Annotated in this window: 19 protein-coding genes and 2 pseudogenes; 9 read left to right on the top strand and 12 right to left on the bottom strand. The window is 56.0% G+C overall.

The features are described 5' to 3' along the window. Window positions 1–330 precede the first annotated feature (330 nt). Window positions 331–3858 carry a pyruvate:ferredoxin (flavodoxin) oxidoreductase gene (gene nifJ, locus WFK85_RS06520; protein ID WP_336707261.1) on the top strand — a complete coding sequence of 1176 codons (3528 nt, stop codon included), beginning with the start codon at window positions 331–333 and terminating at the stop codon, window positions 3856–3858. A 231-nt stretch (window positions 3859–4089) separates the two neighbouring features. Here nifJ and dbpA read toward each other — a convergent pair whose 3' ends face one another. Then, window positions 4090–5463 (bottom strand): ATP-dependent RNA helicase DbpA, encoded by a 1374-nt coding sequence (gene dbpA / locus WFK85_RS06515; RefSeq protein ID WP_008461381.1) that lies wholly within the window; start codon window positions 5461–5463, stop codon window positions 4090–4092. A gap of 152 nt (window positions 5464–5615) precedes the next feature. Continuing rightward, window positions 5616–6119: a DUF1543 domain-containing protein gene (locus tag WFK85_RS06510; protein WP_008461379.1), complete on the bottom strand. Its 504-nt coding sequence runs from the start codon at window positions 6117–6119 to the stop codon at window positions 5616–5618. A 184-nt stretch (window positions 6120–6303) separates the two neighbouring features. Between WFK85_RS06510 and WFK85_RS06505 the strand changes: the two genes are divergently transcribed. Continuing rightward, the gene (locus WFK85_RS06505) at window positions 6304–6723 is read left to right on the top strand and encodes a DUF2000 family protein (protein ID WP_008461378.1); all 420 of its coding nucleotides are present in this window, start codon (window positions 6304–6306) and stop codon (window positions 6721–6723) included. Window positions 6724–6762: 39 nt separating this feature from the next. Here the strand turns inward: WFK85_RS06505 and WFK85_RS06500 are convergent, their stop codons facing one another. Further along, window positions 6763–6906, bottom strand: coding sequence for a hypothetical protein (locus WFK85_RS06500; RefSeq protein WP_156107034.1), 144 nt, complete (start codon window positions 6904–6906; stop codon window positions 6763–6765). A gap of 167 nt (window positions 6907–7073) precedes the next feature. Here WFK85_RS06500 and WFK85_RS06495 point away from each other — a divergent pair, with 167 nt between their 5' ends. Beyond that, on the top strand, window positions 7074–7604 hold the full coding sequence (locus WFK85_RS06495; protein ID WP_336707266.1) for an RES family NAD+ phosphorylase: 531 nt from the start codon (window positions 7074–7076) through the stop codon (window positions 7602–7604). Between the two features lie 11 nt (window positions 7605–7615). Here WFK85_RS06495 and umuC read toward each other — a convergent pair whose 3' ends face one another. Both umuC and umuD read right to left on the bottom strand, forming a co-directional pair. Further along, entirely contained in the window at window positions 7616–8887 is a 1272-nt protein-coding gene (gene umuC, locus WFK85_RS06490) for a translesion error-prone DNA polymerase V subunit UmuC (RefSeq protein ID WP_166992143.1), read from the bottom strand. Window positions 8888–8889: 2 nt separating this feature from the next. Further along, window positions 8890–9309 carry a translesion error-prone DNA polymerase V autoproteolytic subunit gene (umuD, locus tag WFK85_RS06485; protein WP_008461373.1) on the bottom strand — a complete coding sequence of 140 codons (420 nt, stop codon included), beginning with the start codon at window positions 9307–9309 and terminating at the stop codon, window positions 8890–8892. A gap of 211 nt (window positions 9310–9520) precedes the next feature. On the opposite strand from umuD, the gene WFK85_RS06480 reads away from it, so the two are divergent. Together WFK85_RS06480 and WFK85_RS06475 are read left to right on the top strand one after the other, a co-directional pair. After that, window positions 9521–11557 (top strand): prolyl oligopeptidase family serine peptidase, encoded by a 2037-nt coding sequence (locus WFK85_RS06480; protein ID WP_336707267.1) that lies wholly within the window; start codon window positions 9521–9523, stop codon window positions 11555–11557. A 131-nt stretch (window positions 11558–11688) separates the two neighbouring features. Next, entirely contained in the window at window positions 11689–12087 is a 399-nt protein-coding gene (locus tag WFK85_RS06475; protein WP_336707268.1) for an ACT domain-containing protein, read from the top strand. Window positions 12088–12138: 51 nt separating this feature from the next. Here the strand turns inward: WFK85_RS06475 and WFK85_RS06470 are convergent, their stop codons facing one another. Next, window positions 12139–12975, bottom strand: coding sequence for an alpha/beta fold hydrolase (locus WFK85_RS06470; protein WP_008461370.1), 837 nt, complete (start codon window positions 12973–12975; stop codon window positions 12139–12141). A 281-nt stretch (window positions 12976–13256) separates the two neighbouring features. Here WFK85_RS06470 and WFK85_RS06465 point away from each other — a divergent pair. After that, window positions 13257–13520: pseudogene (locus WFK85_RS06465) on the top strand (tyrosine-type recombinase/integrase); the annotation flags it as partial. Between the two features lie 48 nt (window positions 13521–13568). Beyond that, complete coding sequence (gene ttcA, locus WFK85_RS06460) at window positions 13569–14504, top strand: tRNA 2-thiocytidine(32) synthetase TtcA (RefSeq protein WP_008461368.1); 936 nt, start codon at window positions 13569–13571, stop codon at window positions 14502–14504. Between the two features lie 67 nt (window positions 14505–14571). On the opposite strand, the pseudogene ynaL reads toward ttcA, so the two are convergent. From ynaL to WFK85_RS06445, 4 genes and pseudogenes are all read right to left on the bottom strand, one after another. Next, window positions 14572–14697 (bottom strand): annotated as a pseudogene (gene ynaL, locus WFK85_RS23605) (proline-rich small protein YnaL); the annotation flags it as partial. 267 nt (window positions 14698–14964) lie between these two features. After that, complete coding sequence (zntB, locus tag WFK85_RS06455; protein ID WP_008461367.1) at window positions 14965–15948, bottom strand: zinc transporter ZntB; 984 nt, start codon at window positions 15946–15948, stop codon at window positions 14965–14967. A 159-nt stretch (window positions 15949–16107) separates the two neighbouring features. Beyond that, the gene (locus tag WFK85_RS06450; protein WP_166873458.1) at window positions 16108–16374 is read right to left on the bottom strand and encodes a DksA/TraR family C4-type zinc finger protein; all 267 of its coding nucleotides are present in this window, start codon (window positions 16372–16374) and stop codon (window positions 16108–16110) included. Window positions 16375–16446: 72 nt separating this feature from the next. Next, the gene (locus tag WFK85_RS06445) at window positions 16447–18066 is read right to left on the bottom strand and encodes an ABC transporter substrate-binding protein (protein WP_166992131.1); all 1620 of its coding nucleotides are present in this window, start codon (window positions 18064–18066) and stop codon (window positions 16447–16449) included. 168 nt (window positions 18067–18234) lie between these two features. On the opposite strand from WFK85_RS06445, the gene mpaA reads away from it, so the two are divergent. Continuing rightward, a complete protein-coding gene (mpaA, locus tag WFK85_RS06440; RefSeq protein ID WP_166992128.1) occupies window positions 18235–18942 on the top strand; it encodes a murein tripeptide amidase MpaA in 708 nt (235 codons plus the stop codon). 3 nt (window positions 18943–18945) lie between these two features. Here the strand turns inward: mpaA and ycjG are convergent, their stop codons facing one another. Next, entirely contained in the window at window positions 18946–19911 is a 966-nt protein-coding gene (ycjG, locus tag WFK85_RS06435) for an L-Ala-D/L-Glu epimerase (protein ID WP_166992956.1), read from the bottom strand. A gap of 138 nt (window positions 19912–20049) precedes the next feature. Here ycjG and tpx point away from each other — a divergent pair, with 138 nt between their 5' ends. Next, window positions 20050–20556 (top strand): thiol peroxidase, encoded by a 507-nt coding sequence (gene tpx / locus WFK85_RS06430; protein ID WP_008461361.1) that lies wholly within the window; start codon window positions 20050–20052, stop codon window positions 20554–20556. A 51-nt stretch (window positions 20557–20607) separates the two neighbouring features. Here the strand turns inward: tpx and tyrR are convergent, their stop codons facing one another. Then, window positions 20608–22170: a transcriptional regulator TyrR gene (tyrR, locus tag WFK85_RS06425; RefSeq protein WP_008461360.1), complete on the bottom strand. Its 1563-nt coding sequence runs from the start codon at window positions 22168–22170 to the stop codon at window positions 20608–20610. Between the last annotated feature and the right edge of the window lie 39 nt (window positions 22171–22209).

Raw genomic sequence — 22209 nt, 5'->3', positions numbered from 1 at the left:
CTCTCTCCCGTCTGAATATGCAAAACCTTTGCATAATGGCGCATGGTTCCCGCTGCGTCGAGAGCATAAGGCAATAAAATGTGTTGATTTTTGTGGCACAGATCACCTTTCAAGCCAAAACATCAGAGTTTTCTGAGCATCCTTCATTCCTTTTATGATTCAGCGCAGTACGTCCCCAGGTTATTTCACTGTTAATCGTGGATCAATTTGTGCACTCGGCAGGCCCATAACTTCTAATGGCCAGGGTGGACACACTATAATTGAGGAATTACAACGGGGCTCCAGGCTTTCAGGCGAGTCCCTTTATTTTGCGCAATGTAAGGGTGTCTTATGATCACTATCGACGGCAACGGCGCAGTCGCCTCCGTGGCGTTTCGTGCCAGCGAAGTAATTGCCATCTACCCGATTACTCCCAGCTCGACAATGGCGGAACAGGCGGATGCCTGGTCGGGTGACGGCAGGAAGAACGTATGGGGCGATGTCCCTCGCGTAGTCGAGATGCAGTCTGAAGCCGGCGCAATTGGCGCGGTGCACGGGGCGCTGCAAACCGGGGCGCTTTCCACTTCGTTTACGTCATCGCAAGGCTTACTGCTGATGATCCCGACGCTGTACAAGCTTGCGGGCCAGCTGACGCCATTTGTTCTCCACGTTGCCGCGCGCACCGTGGCCACCCACGCGCTTTCCATTTTTGGCGATCATTCTGACGTGATGGCCGTGCGCCAGACCGGCTGCGCCATGCTGTGCGCCAGCAGCGTCCAGGAAGCACAGGACTTCGCACTGATTTCCCATATTGCGGCCCTGAAAAGCCGCGTGCCGTTTATTCACTTCTTCGACGGCTTCCGCACCTCGCACGAAATCAACAAAATTGTGCCGCTGGCGGACGATACCCTTCGCGGCCTGCTGCCGCAAAAAGAGATCGATGAACATCGCGCCCGCGCCCTGAACCCGGAGCATCCGGTGATTCGCGGGACGTCGGCCAACCCGGATACGTACTTCCAGTCCCGCGAAGCGACCAACCCGTGGTACAACGCGGTTTACGCGCACGTTGAACAGGCGATGAACGACTTTGCCGCCACCACCGGCCGTAGCTATCGTCCGTTTGAGTATTACGGCCACCCGGAAGCGGAGCGCGTGATTATCGTGATGGGCTCCGCCGTCGGCACCTGTGAAGAAGTTGTCGATGAATTGCTGACCAGGGGCGAAAAAGTCGGCGTGCTGAAAGTGCGCCTGTACCGCCCCTTCTCCGCCGAACATTTGCTGGAAGTTCTGCCGCAAACCGCGCGTCAGGTGGCGGTGCTTGACCGTACTAAAGAGCCGGGGGCCCTTGCTGAGCCGCTGTATCTCGACGTGATGACCGCGCTTGCCGAGGCGGTAAGCCGTGGCGAGCGCGAAACGCTGCCTCGCGTGATTGGGGGCCGCTACGGGCTGTCATCCAAAGAGTTCGGTCCGGAATGCGTCCTGGCTATTTTCAATGAACTTCGCGAAGCCAAACCGCGCCCGCGCTTTACCGTGGGCATTTACGACGATGTGACCAACCTGTCGCTGCCGTTGCCGGAAAATACCCTGCCGAACCGCGCTAAACTCGAAGCGCTGTTTTATGGCCTGGGCAGCGACGGCAGCGTGTCTGCCACCAAAAACAATATCAAAATTATCGGTAACTCCACGCCATGGTTTACCCAGGGTTATTTCGTTTATGACTCCAAAAAGGCCGGAGGGCTGACGGTTTCTCACCTGCGCGTGAGCGAGCAGCCGATCAACTCCACCTACCTGATTGAGAAAGCCGATTTCGTTGGCTGCCACCAGCTGCAGTTTATCGACAAGTACCAGATGGCCGAGCGCCTGAAGCCCGGCGGTATTTTCCTGCTGAACACGCCTTACGCCGCCGACGAGGTGTGGAGTCGCCTGCCGCAGGAAGTTCAGGCGGTGCTCAATCAGAAGCAGGCTCGCCTGTACGTCATTAACGCGGCGAAGATCGCCCGCGAGTGTCATCTTGGTGCCCGTATCAACACCGTAATGCAGATGGCATTCTTCCACCTGACGCAGATCCTGCCTGGCGACACCGCGCTGGCAGAGCTGCAGGGCGCGATTGCCAAAAGCTACAGCAGTAAAGGGACGGAAATCGTCGAGCGTAACTGGCAGGCGCTGGCGCTGGCTCGTGACTCCCTCGCCGAAGTGCCTCTGCAGGACGTTAACCCGGCAAGCGCGATGCGTCCGCCGGTCGTCTCCGACGCCGCACCTGATTTTGTGAAAACCGTTACCGCCGCGATGCTCGCCGGTCTCGGCGATGCCCTGCCGGTTTCCGCCCTGCCGCCGGACGGGACCTGGCCGATGGGCACGACCCGCTGGGAAAAACGCAACATCGCCGAAGAGATTCCTATCTGGAAGCCGGATATTTGTACCCAGTGCAACCACTGCGTCGCCGCCTGCCCGCATTCGGCTATTCGTGCCAAAGTGGTTCAGCCTGAGGCAATGGAAGGCGCCCCGGAAGCCCTGCAGTCGCTGGACGTGAAGTCCCGGGATATGCGCGGCCAGAAATACGTGCTGCAGGTAGCGCCGGAAGATTGCACCGGCTGTAACCTTTGCGTAGAAGTTTGCCCGGCCAAAGATCGCCAGAACCCGGAAATCAAGGCGATTAATATGCTGTCTCGCCTTGAACACGTTGAAGAAGAGAAAGAGAACTATGACTTCTTCCTCGCGCTGCCGGAAATCGATCGCACCAGCCTGGAGCGTATCGATATCCGTACCTCGCAGCTGCTAACGCCGCTGTTTGAATACTCCGGGGCCTGCTCAGGCTGCGGCGAAACGCCGTACATTAAAATTCTGACCCAGCTGTTCGGCGACCGTATGCTGATCGCTAACGCCACCGGCTGTTCGTCTATTTACGGCGGCAACCTGCCATCCACGCCGTACACCACCGACGCAAACGGCCGCGGGCCAGCCTGGGCTAACTCGCTGTTTGAGGATAACGCCGAATTTGGGCTGGGCTTCCGCCTGACGGTGGACCAGCACCGCGCCCGCGTCATGCGTTTACTGGGCCAGTTTGCCGATAAACTTCCGGCCGAGCTTAATGAGCAGCTTCACGCGGAAGCGACACCGGAAGTCCGCCGTGAACAGGTCGCCGAGCTGCGTAAACATCTGGCGAACATTGACGATGCTGATGCCCGTCAGCTGGTCACCGATGCCGACGCGCTGGTGGAGAAATCTATCTGGCTGATTGGCGGTGACGGCTGGGCCTATGACATCGGTTTCGGTGGCCTCGACCACGTGCTGAGCCTGACCGAAAACGTCAACATTCTGGTGCTGGATACGCAGTGTTACTCCAACACCGGCGGCCAGGCGTCTAAAGCCACGCCGCTGGGCGCCGTCACCAAGTTTGGCGAGCACGGCAAGCGTAAAGCACGTAAAGATCTGGGCGTCAGCATGATGATGTACGGCCATGTGTACGTCGCGCAGATTTCGCTGGGGGCACAGCTGAACCAGACGATGAAGGCCATTCAGGAGGCGGAGGCTTATCCTGGTCCATCGCTGATCATCGCCTACAGCCCTTGCGAAGAGCACGGCTACGATCTGGCGCTGAGCCACGATCAGATGCGCCAGCTGACCGCCACCGGCTTCTGGCCGCTTTATCGCTTCGACCCGCGTAGGGCTGATGAAGGCAAGGTGCCGCTGGCGCTGGATTCCCGTCCACCGTCCGATGCGCTGGCCGACACGTTAATGAAGGAGCAGCGTTTCCGCCGCCTGAACGCCCAGCAGCCGGAAGTCGCCGAGCAGCTGTGGAAAGATGCCGCCGCCGATTTGCAGAAGCGATACGACTTCCTGGCGCAGCTGGCGGGTAAAGCGGAGAAGGTTAGCGAGTAATCGGGGGAATGCCCCTCACCCCGGCCCTCTCCCTGGAAGGGAGAGGGGGAATCGTAGATTGGCGTTCTTTTTAATCCCGTCACTCTGGAAGAGAGAACGGGAAAACATAGATTGCCGTTCTTTTATCCCCTCTCCCCCATGGGGAGAGGGTTAGGGTAAGGGGAAAACACGCCCCCCCTTCAGATACCTTCGCCCCTGTGGGGAGAAGGTCAGGCGGAGGAGAAAACGCGTTTACTTCAGCAGGCGAACTTTCACTGATTTACCTTTGATTTTGCCCTGCTGCAGCTGTTTCCACGCGTGACGCGCCACGGACTGGCGCACCGCAACGTAAACATGGATTGGGTGGACGTCGATTTTGCCGATGTCCGCACCTTCCAGCCCCATATCGCCGGTTAACGCCCCCAAAATATCGCCCGGACGCATTTTGGCTTTCTTGCCGCCGTCAATGCACAGCGTCGCCATTTCCGCTTCCAGCGGCTTCACGGAAACGCCGGACGGCACCTGCTGCCATTTCAGCGAAAGATTCAGCATTTCAGCCAGCACGCTCGCGCGCTGCGCTTCTTCCGGGGCGCAGAAGCTGATAGCCAGCCCGCTTTGCCCGGCTCGCGCGGTACGGCCAATGCGGTGAACGTGCACTTCCGGATCCCACGACAGCTCGTAGTTAATGACCATTTCCAGCGCTTTGATATCCAGCCCACGCGCCGCAACGTCTGTTGCCACCAGCACGCGGCTGCTGCCGTTGGCAAAACGCACCAGCGTCTGGTCGCGGTCGCGCTGTTCCATGTCGCCGTGCAGCGCTAACGCACTTTGATGTCGCTCGTTCAGCGCATCGCACACGGCCTGGCAATCTTTTTTGGTGTTGCAGAACACCACGCAGGACGCCGGCTGATGCTTGCTGAGCAGCGCCAGCAGCAGGCCGATTTTGCCCCCGCGGGAGATTTCATAGAACTGCTGTTCAACGGACGGCAGCTCATCAACGGTATCAATTTCGATAGTCTGCGGGTCGCGCTGAATTCGCCCGCTGATAGCGGCAATGGCGGCAGGCCAGGTGGCGGAGAAAAGCAGCGTCTGGCGTTTGGCCGGCGCATGGGCAATAACTTCATCGATGGCGTCGGCGAAGCCCATGTCCAGCATACGGTCGGCTTCGTCCAGCACCAGCGTTTGCAGAGCCTCCAGCTTCACCGTTTCTTTTTTCAGGTGATCTAACAGGCGGCCCGGCGTGGCCACGATAATGTGCGGCGCATGCTGTAACGAGTCTCGCTGTACGCCAAACGGCTGGCCACCACACAGGGTTAAAATTTTAATATTTGGCATGTAGCGCGCCAGGCGACGCAGCTCTTTAGCGACCTGGTCGGCCAGTTCGCGGGTTGGGCACAGCACCAGCGACTGGGTTAAAAACTGGCTGGCATCAATGTGCTGCAGCAGGCCAAGGCCAAAAGCTGCGGTTTTGCCGCTGCCGGTTTTGGCCTGAGCACGGACGTCTTTTCCGGCCAGAATGGCGGGCAAGGCCGCTTCCTGAACGGGCGTCATTTCGTGATACCCCAGTTCGCTAAGGTTGGCGAGTTGTGCTTCAGGTAAAGCGTTCAGTACGGAAAAAGCGGTCACAATGGTCATCTCTTAATAATAACGGGCAGGCGCGTATGCTAGCAGATTCGCGTAGTTCAGGCGTGAGTTTATCAATTTTGCTGCGTTAGCGAGTGAAACAGTAAAAACGGTGCCTTTCGCTAAGGCACCGTTTTCCATTGGGAATAATAGCGCTATTCGCTAATCGGCAAATAGCCCTGCCATTCTGGCCTGAAGCGTTCGCCCTGCTCCGCTTTTTCCAGATGGATAAAATAATCCCCCACGCTTTCTAACAGCAGGCAGTCATCGACATCTTTCAGGTTGTCTTTGTGCTGCTGGTAGCTTTCGACCAGCAGGTTCGCAATCGCCTTCTCCTTTGCCTGGGCCGGATTTTCAGCCACGAAGAAATCAAAGTCATGCAGCTCCGCCAGCGTTTTCGGGCTGTAGCCGCCGACGTTCACAAAAAAGAGCTTTGGCGTTTGTTCAACGGGTTTATCGGAAAGACTAATGCGGTAGCCGTCGGCCCAACGCAGCTTGCCGTACCCGTCGATATGGATTTTATCTTTGTCACCAAACCAGGCCGCCCGCAGCGCGGGCCACGCGTCCTCTGGCTTCTCTGCAGCCACAAACTGGACGTCATGCACTTCGATATTGGATTTTCCGGCATTGCCGCCCACATAAAAGACGTAAAGTTCCATTTGTTCTCCTTATTAATCGCTATATAAAATAATATATAACGATTGATATTTGAATGACTTTCATGTGGTGGGAAGATTGATCGCAAGCAGGAAGACGGATAAAAAAACGATTACTATGCTTGAGCTTTTCGCCCTAAGCTAAATCAGCAGCCAAAGCAGAAGCTTAAACAGACAAGGAGCCAGAATGTTCGAAGATAATGACTATAAGCTGTATGTCATCGTGAACCGCACTGCCGACGTCAGCGTGCAAATGAATGCCGTGGGCCACCTCTGCGGCGGTATTATGCTTAAAGTCGAGGAGCCTGTATTTCATGACTATCCCAACCAGGATAGCGGCTTAAGCGCCTGGATGAACCATTATCCGGTGGTTGTACTTCAGTCTAAAAACAGCAGCCAGTTGGGGACGACGCTGGAGAAATGCAGGGAAGAAGGCGTGCTGTATAACTTCTTTACCACCACCATGCTGTCGCACTCTTCTGAGCAGCAGATCAAAGATACGCGCGACACGCCTTTCGCTGAGCTCGATTTTGTTGGCATCGCGCTGTACGGCGAAACGGAAAAACTCAAACCGCTGACCAAAAAGTTTTCCGTCTTTAAAGGTTAAACATTCCGGGTAATGATGCCTCGCGCAGTTACCCACCCCTTACCCTTCGTCTCCGGCGTAAAAATTGATGATGTCATCTTCAAACCAGCAGCCCACTTTGTAATACATCGCACAGCCAATCAGAAAACTGGCAATGAGTATTAATGCTGTCAACAATCCTTTCACTTCGAAACGCTCTCCCATGATGCTTGCTGTGATATTGACAGGCCGGTTGAAAAAAAGTTCAGCGGCGAAACTATTCTGGCCATAGCACGATCATCACAGACGCTTCGGTCTTTGCGATGGCAATTCTGTCACAACGTTCTGGTTAAACTAGGGTTGCTAATTTTCTGAGCAAACCAGGTGCCATTGTGTCCGATAACCACCTTCATTTCAAAAACGTCAGCGGTTTCTTTTTTCGCGCCGTTCCGGCGGAGTTCCTCAGTAGCGTGCTGTCGCGCACCCGGCCCGATTCCCCAGGGCGTTACCATCGGCCAGGGCAAACAATTCTTTATATGAGCCCGGTACCTGAGTGGGCAAGGCTGGCGGTTGCCGCCCATATGCAAAAAGACGGCAAGCCGCGGCTTCTCGTCCCACTGTATGTCGAAGACGCGCGGGTGCTGGACCAGCGAGATGAATATTCATGCCTGGCTTTAGGCATCAACCGCGATCTGTCTAATCACTGCTGGCTCAGCGCCCTGCAGCAAAATATCGACCCGCCTTCCTGGCAAAATGCTGACCGGGCTCGCTTCTCCAATGCCGATGGCATTATCGACCGTTCCCGAAGTATTCCCGATGGCTGGCACCTGAATTTATTCCGCTGGAACGAACTTGGCGGCCCACGCGTCACGGTGTGCGGGGAACCGATCGCTGTTCCGCTTCCCGAAAATGTGAATGTGTAACGGCAGCACATTCAGCACACCCACGCCTGCGGTAGATCGGCATAGCGAGTGGTATAGCGCGGCGACAGCATGTCGCGCTTCATCGCCCACGGCTGCTGTATGCCCTGCCCGGCAAAATAGAGCGTGCCTTTGCCCTGCTTTTTATTCAGGAAGTCCAGCACGGTCATCAGTTTTTCGCCGTTAGGGCGTGGAACATGGTTGTCGAATAAATCGAATTGCGCCACGCCCTGACTAAAAAAATCCCCCAGCATCACGCCGGCTTTCTGGTAGCGATGCCCCGCCTGCCAGATAGCGTCCAGGCTCTGCAACGCGGCCTGGATAATATCCCGGCTGTCCTGTGTGGGGATGAGCAGCGAGACGGACGAGCAGTTGCCGTAATAGGGTTCGTTCACGGCAAACGGACTGCTTTTCACAAAGGCAGAGATCACCCGGCAATATTGGTGCTCAGCCCGCAGCTTTTCCGCCGCCCGGCTGGCGTAGCTGCCGATCGCCTGGCGCATAGCCTCATACTCGGTAATGCGTTCTCCGAACGAGCGGCTGCAGATGATCTCCTGTTTGGCGGCGGAGAACTCATCCATTTCAAGGCATGATTCCCCGCGCAATTCGCGCACGGTTCTTTCCAGCACCACGCTGAAATGCCGTCGAATAAAACGAATATCCGCGTCGGCAAGCTGTAAAACCGTTCTGATGCCCATGTCGTCGAGTTTTTTCGACAGCCGCCGCCCCACGCCCCAGACTTCGCCCACGGGCAGCTGTGCCATAAGCCAGCGCTGGTGCTTCGGGCGGGATAAATCAACCACGCCACCGGTTCGTTCTTGCCACGTTTTTGCCGCCAGGTTTGCCAGTTTAGCCAGCGTTTTTGTCGGCGCGATGCCCACGCCCACCGTCAGGCGGGTGCGCTGGCGAATAGTCGAGCGGATCGTCTGGCCAAAGGCCTTCAGGTTGTAGCAATTGCTCACGCCCGTTAAGTCACAAAATGCCTCGTCAATGGAGTAAATCTCGACCCTGGGCAGCAGCTCTTCAAGCACGCCCATCACCCGCTCGCTCATGTCGGCATACAGCTCGTAGTTGCTGCTAAACGTCAGCACGCCATGCCGCCTGAGCGCCTCTTTCTGTTTAAAAAAAGGCGCACCCATTTTGACAAAGGGCCGGGCTTCCGCAGAGCGGGCGATGACGCAGCCGTCATTATTGGATAAAACCACCACCGGCTTTCCGGCTAAATCCGGGCGGAATGCCGTTTCGCAGGAGGCGTAGAAGCTGTTGACGTCCACCAGCGCAAACATGTTTAGCCCGCCGCTTTGATGATAAAAGTGACGATGCCAAAAATATCGAGTTCGGCCTCATCGGGGACGGGAATCGGTGCCCAGGCGCTGTTCATCGGCAGTAGCATCACCGTGGGGCGAAGCTGCAGGCGCTTCACGGTGAACGCCCCGTCAATCGCCGCAATCACAATATCGCCCTGTGACGCGGTTCTTGAGCTGTCCACAATCAGCAAGTCCCCTTCGCCAATTCCCCCTTCTACCATGGAATCCCCCGCCGCCTTTACGAAATAGGTCGCGCCGGGATTGCGCACCAGCAGCTTATTAAGATCGATACGTTGCTCAACATAGTCCTGAGCCGGTGACGGAAAGCCGCATTGCACCAGGTCAGCAAAGAGAGGAAAGGAAGCGTCCGGGCAACAGGCCGCAGGTTTGAGAAGATTCATGATACCGCCAATACAAATACTGTTTAAATATACAGTATCAGGTAAAAAAGACACTTCAAGTAAGAAAACACGTACTTTTGCTAAGCCCTTCGTTTTGCAAACGAAAAAATTCGAGCATGCTGGCAGAAACCACAAAAGCCTTCAGGTGTAATGGGCATAAGCATAATGATATGGTCGATTGCAGGCCCGTTACCCAACAAAAGGACGCGTGATGACACAGCCAGTGAGTCAGGATTTGCTTAGCCAGCTCGAAACCCCGGAAGATGCCGCGGCGCTAAGCTGGGTGGAAAAACAAAATAAGCGCACCACGGACAGGTTTGCCACGGGAGAGCGCTTCCAGCAGATGCGGGGCGCGATCCTGCAGTCGCTGGACGATAAAACCAACATTCCCTGGGGGAACCACTACCGCAACGAGGTGTATAACTTCTGGCAGGATGACGAACACCCTCGCGGCATCTGGCGCCGCACCACCGAAAGATCTTACTTTACCGCTGCACCAGAATGGGAAACGGTGCTGGATGTCGATCGCCTGAACGAAGAGGAAGGCGCGAACTGGAGCTATCACGGCGCCGATCTCCTCCACCCGGACTATTCCCGGGCGCTGATCTTTTTATCCAGCGGCGGCGATGCCTGTGAAATTCGTGAATTTGATCTGGTAAATAAAACGTTTATCCCCGAGGGCTTTTTCCTGCCGGAAAGCAAAAGTTCGGTCAGTTGGCTGGATGAAAACACGCTGCTGCTGGCGCTCGATGCAGGGGATGATACGCTCACCACCTCCGGCTATCCACGCCGTGTCTATCGCTGGACTCGAGGGACATCACCGCAGGATGCACCGCTGATCTACGCAGGTGAAGCAACGGATATGGCCGTTTCCGCCTGGCATGATGATACCCCCGGTTTTGAGCGGGATGTGGTGCACTGCAGCAAAGACTTTTACCACGGGCAAACCTGGCTTTTGACCGGCCACAACACCCTGACGCTTATCGCCATTCCGGAAGATGCCTCCTGCGGATTTTTCAAAGACTGGCTGCTGGTGACGCTTAATTCCGACTGGACAATCGCTGAAACAACCTGGCCTGCAGGCGCTCTGCTGGCTATTGATTTAGCTGATTTTCAGCGAGGTGAGCGCAATTTCATTTCGCTCTTCACGCCAAATTCGCGCACGACGCTGCAAGGCTACAGCTCAACCCGCGATTACCTTCTGCTGAACCTGAGCCAGGACGCCGTTGAGAAGGTCGAAGTTGTGAAAATCGACGGCGGCCAGCGGCACTGCATAAAAACGCTTGAGCTGCCCGATTTCACCAACGTTTCCGCCGGCGGCATCGACGATGAAAGTAACCGCTACCGGCTGGTCAGCCACGGTTTCCTGCAGCCCCACAGTCTCAGCTATGGCGATCTGGACGACGACACGCTAAGCCTCGTGAAACAGGATCCAACCTGCTTTGACGCGGGAGAATTTAGCGTGACCCAGCACTTTGCCCTTTCACTGGATGGCACCCGCGTCCCCTACTTCCAGGTGGCCGCCAAAGCACTGGCGCTGTCCGGTGATAATCCGACGCTGCTGTACGGTTACGGTGGATTTGAGGTTTCTTTAACACCTCATTACCTGGACTCAAAAGGCGCGACGTGGCTGCAAAAAGGCGGGGTTTACGTCGTCGCGAATATTCGGGGGGGCGGTGAATACGGCCCCGGCTGGCACCAGGCTGCGCTCAAACAGCATCGTCATCGTGCCTGGGAAGATTTTACCGCTGTCGCAAGCGATCTGGCGGCGCGGAAAGTGACCTGTGCCGCGAAGCTTGCCGCTCAGGGTGGGAGCAACGGCGGCCTGTTGATCGGTAATATGCTCACCGACTACCCAGAATTATTTGGCGCGCTGGTGTGCGAAGTCCCGCTGCTGGATATGCTGAATTATCCCCGCTGGCTCGCGGGAGCCTCCTGGATTGCCGAGTATGGCGACCCGGACATTGCCGAAGAACGAGAGTGGCTGCAGCGTTATTCTCCGTTCGACAAAGTGTCCGCCGATGTGGATTATCCCCCCACGCTGTTCACCACCGGCACCCAGGATGACAGGGTTAGCCCGGCCCACGCGCGTCGGATGGTGGCGCGGATGCAGCAACAAGGGCACGAGAACGTCTGGCTGTATGAAGAAACGGATGCCGGCCACGGCAGCGCGCCGGAAAATAGCCAGACGGCGGCCCACCAGGCCATGATCGAAGAGTTTCTCTGGCAGATGCTGACCGGGAAATAAGCGCGGGCGGTGCGTCAAAGACGCGCCGCCTCATCATTAGCGCACCTAATGCAACAGCATATTTTTTAATTTTTATTTATCACTCAAACGCTATTTAATTCGTCCTCACTCAATGAAAAGGAGACGGATAAATGGCTGGCGAGAATAACCTGGAAATACTACTGAGTAATGCTGCCCCGGAGCTTAACCCGGGTAAATATGTTTTTTGCACTTTAGCCTCACCTCCTGCGGAATTAAAAGATGCCGCCATTGTGACCGTCCGCGAGGCTGAAGGCGTCACGCTGGTCCTGCCTCAGGATCTGGCGGATAAACATGCCGTAAGCTATGACTACGTCGCCAGTTGGATCACCCTGAAGATTCACTCATCCCTCGCCGCCGTTGGCCTTACCGCCGCATTTTCACGCGCGCTGGCGAAAAAAGGTATCAGCTGTAACGTGGTGGCTGGGTATTATCACGACCATATTTTCGTGGCCCATAAAGATACCGAGTCGGCGATGGCGGCCTTGTCATCTTTGGCATCCGAGGCATAAGCGGGGAAATAAGAAGGGGAAGCTTTCGGCCTCCCCCTGATAACAGCGCTATCAGCTGCGGATAAATTTCAGGATATCCGCATTGATGGTATCGGCATGCGTGGTATGCATCCCGTGAGGATAGCCGGGGTAGATGTGCAGCGTGCTATTGCTGAGCAGTTTATCCTGCAGAATAGCCGCATTTTTGTACGGCACAACCTGGTCGTCATCGCCCTGCAGAACCAGAACCGGCACGGTGATGGCTTTCAGATCGTCGGTCTGGTCGGTTTCTGAAAACGCTTTGATCCCTTCATAGTGGGCCTTCGCGCTGCCGGCCATGCCCTGCCGCCACCAGTTCCGAACACTCCCCTCAGAAACATCGGCGCCCTGGCGGTTAAAGCCGTAGAACGGGCCTGAGGCAACATCAAGGTAAAACTGCGCACGATTTGCCGCCAGCGCCTTACGGAAGCCGTCAAACACCTCGAGCGGCGTTCCGCCCGGATTACTCGCCGTTTTCACCATCAGCGGCGGCACGGCACTGACTAAAACGGCTTTCGCAACGCGCCCCTGAGGCTGCCCGTATTGGGCGACATAGCGAGCCACTTGCCCACCGCCGGTTGAGTGGCCGACGTGCACGGCATTTTTAAGATCCAGATGTTCCACCACCGCCGAGGCATCTGCCGCATAATGATCCATATCGTGCCCATCGCTGACCTGGTCAGAACGGCCATGCCCGCGTCTGTCGAACGCGATAACCCGGAAACCTTCGCCTAAGAAAAACAGCATCTGGTTATCCCAGTCATCGGCGCTGAGCGGCCAGCCGTGATGAAAAACAATCGGTTGCGCCGTTTTCGGCCCCCAGTCTTTATAAAAGATATTGACGCCATCTTTCGTCTTTACGAATGTCATAAACCTCACTCCTTGTTGCTATGAATGTTCGGTAACCTGGTAAAGCATAGTCGATGGACGTGGCGTGACCGTAAATCCTGCTGGCATTCGCCGCCGCAATCCGTACCCTACGCGCCGGCATGACACGCCGTGCGTGTTGGATTCAGAGCCAGAGACTTTCATGGCCACTCAAAAAGAACAATACAACCTGATTTAGCACTGCATTGATTTTGGGCCAGGGTCAAAAACCCGGAAATCTCAAAAAGTGCGTGGAACTAAAACGGGTGTACTTACATAAAGACGAACAAAAACCGTATGACAACGTGTCGAGCATTGGTGACCGTCGGGGCGCAGCTGTAAAACGTGCTGGAATTCGCCGCCGGAATCCGTACCATACACGCCACACTTACGCATGCTGGCTGTTATCTGCAGGTGCGAACCCCTCATTTATTGCAAATCAGATGGGGCATGAAAACGCGCAGATGGTTTATGAAGTCTATGCTGCATGGATTGAAGAACTGAGCGGCAACCAGGTGAATAGGCTTCACAGTAAGCTGGCGCTTTGAAAAAGTTTGCCCCTTATATGCCCCTTTTGGTTTCAGAGACAGTAAATAATGCAATTGAATCAAGAAGCTACAAAAAAAGAACAGTACAACCTGAACAAGTTACAAAAACGCCTGCGCCGTAACGTGGGTGAAGCGATTGCCGATTACAACATGATTGAAGACGGCGACCGCATTATGGTTTGCCTTTCCGGCGGCAAAGACAGCTACACCATGCTGGAAATCCTGCGTAACCTGCAGCAAAGCGCGCCAATCAGCTTTAGTCTCGTGGCGGTAAATCTCGACCAGAAACAGCCGGGGTTCCCTGAGCACGTGCTGCCTGCCTACCTGGAAAGCATCGGCGTTGAATACAAGATTGTGGAAGAGAACACCTACGGCATCGTGAAAGAAAAGATCCCGGAAGGCAAAACCACCTGTTCTCTGTGTTCGCGCCTGCGTCGCGGCATTCTTTACCGCACCGCCACCGAGCTGGGCTGTACCAAAATCGCCCTGGGCCACCATCGCGACGATATTCTGCAAACGCTGTTCCTGAACATGTTCTATGGCGGCAAGATGAAGGGTATGCCACCGAAGCTGATGAGCGACGACGGAAAACATATTGTTATCCGCCCGCTGGCCTACTGCCGCGAGAAAGACATTGAGCGTTTTGCCATCGCCCGCGAATACCCAATTATTCCGTGCAACCTGTGCGGCTCGCAGCCAAACCTGCAGCGCCAGGTGATTGCCGACATGCTGCGCGACTGGGATAAACGCTATCCGGGCCGCATTGAGACGATGTTCAGCGCGATGCAGAACGTGGTGCCATCACATCTCTGCGATACCGAGCTGTTTGATTTTGCAGGCATTACCCACGGTGCAGAAGTGGTGAACGGGGGCGACCTGGCGTTCGATCGCGAAGAGATCCCTATGCAGCCCGTCGGCTGGCAGCCGGAAGAAGACAGCGCTGACGCCCCGCTGCAGCGCCTGGATATTCTGGAAATTAAATAATCCCCATTCCCTCTCCGCCCGGAGAGGGAAAACTTCAATGGTGTGTCGGAGGGTCGATTATCGGCCTTGGATCCGGGTCGGTCGGCGGATCGGGTATGGGCTGTGGCCGCGGAAGCGGGTCGGGTACCGGCACGGGTTCGGTGGGGAAAGCCGGGTCGCTCATCATCAGGCTGTTGCGATACAGCATCGTCATCTCCTGCGTGGGTGAATCGCCCTTTAAAGCATAGTCCACAAATTGCAGGCAAAAAAAAGCCGACTTTGAAAGTCGGCATGGTATGAATCAATTGTGCTATGCAGTAATTCTAAAAAAGGAAGTAAGACAATATGGAGCGCAACGCCCATCGCTTGACGTTGCATTCACCTGCAAGAGAGAGTTTGCCGCGGCAAGGCTTTCGGTTTCTTGATTTTGCTCAATAACAGCGCCGTTTTCGCCCACAAACTCGTTCCAAATCCCGCAACTTTACAGCCATTTACTGCGATGTAACCACCAGGCAACACCACCAATCATAACCACCAACATGATGCAGAACAGCGCAAAGCCGAAGGCCCAGCCTCCGCCGGGAATACCGCCGAGGTTCACGCCAAACAGCCCGGTTAAAAACGTGCTGGGTAAAAATACCATCGCCATCAGAGACATGGTGTAGGTTCTGCGGTTTAAGGATTCCTGCATAACCTGGGAGATTTCATCGGTCATCACGCCGGTGCGGGCGATGCAGGCGTCGATTTCATCCAGCCCCCTGCCCAGCCTGTCGGCAATATCCTGCATGCGGCGGCGCTGGTCGTCGTTCATCCAGCTTAGCCGCTCGCTGGCGAGGCGCGCATAGACGTCACGCTGCGGAGACATATAGCGCCGCATGACAATCAGCTGTTTACGCAACAACGCCAGCGCCCCACGAGGCGGCACCTGCTGGTCGAGCAAATTGTCTTCAAGGTCGATGATTTTATCGTGCATTTGCTCGATAAATTCGCTGGCGTGGTCGGTCAGCGCATCGCAGGCATCCACCAGCCAGCTGCCGCAGTCGGTTGGGCCAGTGCCTTCATTCAGGTCGTTCACCACATCATCCAGCGCAAGAACCTGCCGCCTGCGGGTTGAGACAATCAGCCGTTCGTCAATGTAGAGCCGCACGGCTACCAGCTGGTCCGGGCGTTCATCGGTATTGCCGTTGATGCAACGCAGAGTGATTAGCGTGCCGTCACCCACGCGAGAAACGCGGGGACGCATGCTTTCACCGGCTAACGCCTCCCTGACATAGTTCGGCAACAGCGGCGTGTTGGCCAGCCAGTCGGCGCTGTCGGCGTTGGTGTAATTCAGGTGTAGCCAGCAGGGATGCTCGCTGTCGATAATTTCATTGTTGTCGAGAGGCCTGACGCCGCCCCTGCCATCCAGTTGCCAGGCAAACACCGCGTCCGGCACGTGCAGCTCGCTGCCTTTAATTACATCCACTGCGCAATCCTCAAGCTGAATCAGTTCTTTCTGTCAGTCTAGCCATCTCTGAAACGAAGGCAACCACCTGAGGTTATCAAACGCGCTGAATTTGCAGAGAAAAGAGTAAATAAAGCTTAACCGGAGACATAAAAAAACCGGGCGATGGCCCGGTTCTTACTAGCGTAACTGGCTGTCTTTCGAGCCACGGCGGTTATAGCCTGAGAATGTGGCCCGGCGCGCATCTTCCGCCTGCTGGCAGCGAATACACAGCCGCACGCCCTGAATCGCTTTGCGCCGTGCTTCCGGAATGCGTTCGCCGCATTCTTCGCAGTATTCGAGGCTTTCGCCCTTCGGTAGCTCGCTACGCGCTCTGGCCACGGCGTCGTCCACGGTACTGTCGATTTGCTCCTGAACGGCGCCGTCATTGGCCCAACCTGATGCCATCTCGTCACCTCCGCAATCGCTATGCCTGAGGTGACGATCATAGCACTTTTTCTGGCTAAACTTTAGCCATACTTAGTGTTTGATAATATACATCGTGCGGCTGTAGGCCACGTCTTCCGGGTTGTTGATCGGGTAGCCCTTCAGCCACGGTTTGATCAGGCGACCGTTGGTGTACTGGTAGATTGGCGCGATAGGCGCTTTTTCCTGAATGATTTTTTCGGCGGCGTTGTAATCCGCATTCCGCGCTTTGTCGGTAGTTTCCTGCGCGGCCTGGGACAGCAGCTTGTCGTATTCCGGGGAATTGAAGCGTGAAATATTCCCGCTGTGGGTGGACGTTAGCAGCGACAGGAAAGTAGAAGGTTCATTGTAATCCCCGACCCATGACGCACGAATAACGTCGAAATTGCCGGTGTTGCGGCTATCGATGTAGGTTTTCCACTCCTGATTTTGCAGCTTCACGTCAACGCCCAGATTTTTCTTCCACATCGACGCAACGGCAATCGCTATCTTCTGGTGGTTTTCAGAAGTGTTGTACAGCAGCGTCAGTTTAAGCGGTTTGGCATCGCCATAGCCGGCGGCACGCAGCAGCATTTTCGCCTGGGCGTTCAGCTCCTGCTGGCTCATGTCTTCGAACGGAGAGCGGTCTGGCTTAAAGCCCGCGGTAACGTCAGGCGTAAAGCGCCAGGCCGGTTTCTCTCCCGTGCCCAACACTTTTTCAGCCATCAGGCGGCGGTCGATGGTCATACTCAGGGCGAGACGAACGCGAGCATCCGCCGTCGGTCCTTTTTGCGTGTTAAACGCATAATAATAAGTGCCAAGCTGCGGCGGCGTGTAAACCTGCCCCGGAATGTCCTTCAGCAGTTTCTGATAGAGATTTTTCGGGAAAGATTCGGTGATGTCGATATCGCCGGCCAGGTAACGCTTGGTGGCCGCCGACTCCTGGTTAATAGGAATAAAGGTCACTTTGGTCAGCACCGTTTTCCCGTTGTCCCAGTAATTTTTATTCGGCACAACAACCAGCTTCTCGTTCACTACGCGGTCCTGCAGCGTAAATGCGCCGTTGCCCACGAGATTGCCGGGTTTCGTCCATTCATTACCCAATTTTTCAACAACCGCTTTAGGCGTGGGATAGAAGGCAAAGTTTGCCGCCAGGCTTGGGAAGAACGGTACGGGTTTATCAAGCTGTACGCGAAGCGTTTTAGCATCTACGGCGGTAACGCCGAGCTTATCAGCCGGCATTTTCCCGTCGATAATGGCCTGGGCGTTGGTGATACCCGCCAGCGCGGCAAACCAGGCAAACGAAGAGGTATTTTTAGGGTCAACCAGCCGCTGCCAACTGTAAACAAAATCCTGCGCGGTGACAGGCGTTCCATCGGACCAGCGGGCGTTGTCGCGAAGCGTAAACGTCCAGATGCGGTTGTCGTTGCTTTGCCATTTGGTGGCAACACCTGGCACCAGTTCACCCTTTTCGTTTTGGTTAACCAGGCCTTCAAATAAATCGCGAATAACCTGAATTTCCGGCAGACCAACCGCTTTGATTGGGTCCAGGCTCGCAGGTTCATCTTTAATATGTCTGACTAACTCCTGACTGCTCGCCAGCTTCGTTCCCGCAGGAACATCCGCCGCCCAGGCGCTTTGCAGCATGGCGGCCACGGCCAACGCACAACAGCTAAAACTGAGGCTTTTTTTCATCGCTTTCCTTCCGTGTTTTTGCATTCAGGAGATTGGTGTAAGTTACTGTAGCGTAATTTATTCTTTTGATTCCAGGAAAAAGCTCACATCTGCGGATTAAGGTGAGTTTTCCCTAAAACATTGCTATTAATGACGTTAATAGCCGCTTTATTCAGTGAGAGGAATATCATGCCCACGACCCGCCCTCGCCCCCAGCGCGGCCACCTGCCGCCGGGCTGTGAACGCTACGGCAAATCGGTACTAGGTGCGCCGTTGCTCTATTTCCCCGCCACTCAAACGGAAGAACGCAGCGGGCTTATCATTGCCGGTACTCACGGGGATGAAAACGCCGCGATGGTGGCGCTTTCCTGCGCCTTAAGAACGCTTGAGCCGCAGTTCAGGCGGCACCACGTGGTGCTGGCGGTTAACCCGGACGGCTGCCAGCTTGGCCTGCGCGCCAACGCGCACGGCGTCGATTTGAACCGCAACTTCCCGGCGGCCAACTGGAAAGCTGGCGATACCGTTTACCGTTGGAACAGTAGCGCGGACAAGCGTGACGTGGTGCTTTCTACCGGGCAAACGCCGGGATCCGAACCAGAAACCACCGCGTTGTGCCAGCTTATTCATCAGCTGCAGCCCGCCTGGGTAGTCTCTTTTCACGATCCGCTGGGCTGTATTGAAGATCCGCACAGCTCCGCGCTGGGGCACTGGCTGGCAGAAGCCTTTACGCTCCCGCTGGTGACCAGCGTTGGCTACGAAACGCCGGGGTCGTTCGGCAGCTGGTGTGCCGATTTAGGCCTGCCGTGCATTACGGCTGAATTCCCACCGATTTCAGCCGATGAGGCCAGCGAGCGCTACCTGCGGGCGATGACTGACCTTTTGCACTGGCACAGGTAAGCATTAGGGATAAAGTTTTCCCGTTTCAAAATGCAGCGAGGGCTCCACGTCGACGGCAAGCCAGGTGGGGCCATCGAGATCGGCAAAGCGCACCTTAGCCGCCAGCGGTAAAGCGGCGGCAATGGCGCGAGATGTGCAGAGCATACAGCCGAGCATGACATCAAAACCCTGTTCTCGCGCGGCCTGAGCCAGCAATAATGCCTCAGTTAAGCCCCCGGTTTTATCGAGCTTAACGTTCACCATGTCGTAGCGCCCGGCAAGCGCTGGCAGGCTACTACGGGTGTGGCAGCTTTCGTCGGCGCAAATCGGCAATGGGTGAATAAAATTCGCCAGCGCATCATCATCCCCCGCCGGCAGCGGCTGTTCCAGCATCGCCACGTTGAGATCGGCCAGCAGCTGGCAGCGGGCGGCCAGGCCATCACTCCGCCAGGACTCGTTGGCATCCACAATCAAAATGGCTTCCGGCACCGCCGCCCTGATAGCCACCATCCGTTCGGTGATGAGGCGATCGTCCAGTTTCACCTTGAGCAGTCGGGCGCCCTTCTGCCAAAGCAAAGCCGCTGAGGCAGCCATTTGTTCCGGGGCGGCAATCGTAACGGTTTGCGCCGTGGTCACCATTTCCGGCAATTCGACGGCGTTCAGGGCCGATATCGTGGTGTGTTTCTGGCGGGCTTCCAGGTCCCAAAGCGCGCTGTCAATGGCGTTCCGCGCCGCCCCTGGCGGAAGAGCCTGCTGTAATTCAGCGCGCGTCATGCCGCGCTCAAGCTGTGAAAGTACCGTGGTGACCTGGGCCAGCACCGAAGCATCGCTTTCGCCATAGCGTGGATACGGCGTGCATTCGCCGACGCCTTTTATGCCGCCTTGTTCGATTTCCACCACCACAACAACCGCCTCGCTGCGGGTTCCACGCGAGATTACAAATGGCGTATGGAGCGGCCAGGCTTCCTGGTAAACTTTCACTGTTCTCATCATCAGTCTCCCTTGGGGTTATCGCCTGAGTATAGCGAGCCCGCGCTTTTGCATGTACTTTCAGTTTTTTATGTTCATCACGGATTTCCTGGAATACACTGTTCCCGGCGTTAATTTTATGTAAAAGGAAGATTAAACATGTCACAAACCGTTCATTTCCAGGGCAACCCGGTCAAGGTTGCAGGTCAGATCCCACAGAAAGGCAGCAAAGCCGCCGCCTTCTCTCTGGTCGCGAAAGATCTTTCTGACGTTGCGCTGAGCCAGTTTGCCGGCAAACGTAAAGTGCTGAATATTTTCCCAAGCATCGACACCGGCGTGTGTGCCGCGTCCGTGCGCAAATTCAACCAGCTGGCTACCGAGCTGGATAACACCGTTGTGCTGTGTATTTCTGCCGACCTGCCGTTCGCTCAGTCCCGTTTCTGCGGCGCTGAAGGCCTGAACAACGTTGTCACCCTTTCCACCCTGCGTAACCCTGAGTTCCAGCAGACTTACGGCGTCAGCATTGCCGAAGGCGCGCTGAAAGGCCTGACCGCACGTGCGGTAGTGGTTATCAATGAAAACGATGAAGTGATCTTCAGCGAGCTGGTGAATGAAATCACCACCGAGCCGGATTACGCTGCGGCACTGGACGTGCTGAAGGCTTAAGCCTCAGACCTGTATGAAAAGAAAACCCCGGATTTCCGGGGTTTTTTGTTTTTACTCTTCGCCCTTCTTCTGGCTCAGTCCATACTCACGTAGCTTGTTGGCGATCGCGGTATGGGAAACACCCAGCCGTTTTGCCAGCTTACGCGTACTTGGATAACTGCGGTACAGCTGTGTTAACACGGAACGCTCAAAACGGCTGGTAATATCGTCCAGCGAGCCTTCCATCGCCTCTTCCCCCACGGCCAGGCTGGCCGAGTCGAAGTCCGGCAACAGGATGTCCTGAGGGCGCAGCTCGTAGCCTTCCAACTGAGTTAGCGCGCGGTAAATGGCGTTTTTCAGCTGACGCACGTTACCCGGCCAGCCGTAGCGGGTCAGCACGCTGCTTAAATCGTGAGACAGCTTAGGCCGCGGTACGCCCTGCTCGTCGGCAAAGCGCGCCACAAACAGCTCCGTCAGCGGCATGATGTCCTGCGGGCGATCGCGCAGCGGCGGCAGGTTCAGGGTCAGGACGTTGAGGCGATAATAGAGATCCTCGCGGAACTCGCCTTTCTGCACCAGCTCCACCAGATTTTTTTGTGTCGCGCAAATCACGCGGACATCAACATGCACCTCATGCTCTTCGCCGACGCGACGGAACGTGCCGTCGTTCAGGAAGCGCAGCAGTTTGGTCTGCATACGCGGCGACATTTCACCGATTTCGTCCAGCAGCACAGAGCCACCGTTGGCCTGCTCAAAGAAGCCTTTTTTTCCTTCGACGGCGTTGGCATAAGCCCCGGCCGCGTGACCAAACAGTTCGCTTTCGATCACGTCATCAGGAATAGAGCCGCAGTTCAGCGCCAGATAAGGTTTTTGCGCTCGCGGGCTGCTCAGGTGGCAGGCATTGGCCAGAAGATCTTTGCCCGTACCGGTATCGCCCACAATCAGCAACGGGGCATTCAACAGCGACAGTTTGCGCGCCTGCTCAACCACATGACGCATTTTCTGGCTGACGGCGACAATCTGGTCAAAGGCGCTGAAATCGCTGCTGGAGAGGTTTTGCAGCTGGCGCCCCATGCGCACGGTAGAGCGCAGCATCACCACCGCGCCCACCAGCAGCGGCTGATTATCTTCGCCATCGAGATGAACCGGGGTGATCTCCAGCAGGAAGTTTTGCCCGTGGATCACAACATGTTCGGTGTGGGAGTCGTGTGGTTCGCTCTCCAGCCAGCGGGTAAAGTTAAACCCGCTGATCAACGTGCCCGCATTATGGTTACGCAGACGATCTTCGCTCTGCCCGAACAGCGCGCAGCTTGCCGGGTTGGCCAGTTCAACTTTGCTGCGCATATCCAGCGACAGCACCGGCTCCGGCAGCGCCTCAAGTAGCGCACTCAGGGCGCGATGTTCACGCTCGGAAGGCATCCACGGTACTTTACGCACGTCGGTAACGTCTGGGATGCGGCGAATTTCCGCCATCAGGCTGCTGAAAGATTCAAAATCAAGGGAGGAGAAATTAAGGTAAATACGCCCGATCGGGTCAATTTCGATACCGCGCAAATCAATACCGCGCAGCACTAACAGATCGAGCAGTTCACGAGTGAGACCAAGGCGGTCCTGACAAAAGACTTCCAGACGCATGCAGGTGACCTTATGTTACGGAAAACGGCCTATACGACC

The sequence above is a fragment of the Cedecea sp. VD22 genome (assembly GCF_037150195.1).
Lineage (GTDB): Bacteria > Pseudomonadota > Gammaproteobacteria > Enterobacterales > Enterobacteriaceae > Cedecea.
This window is presented reverse-complemented; position numbering and strand designations above follow the sequence as displayed.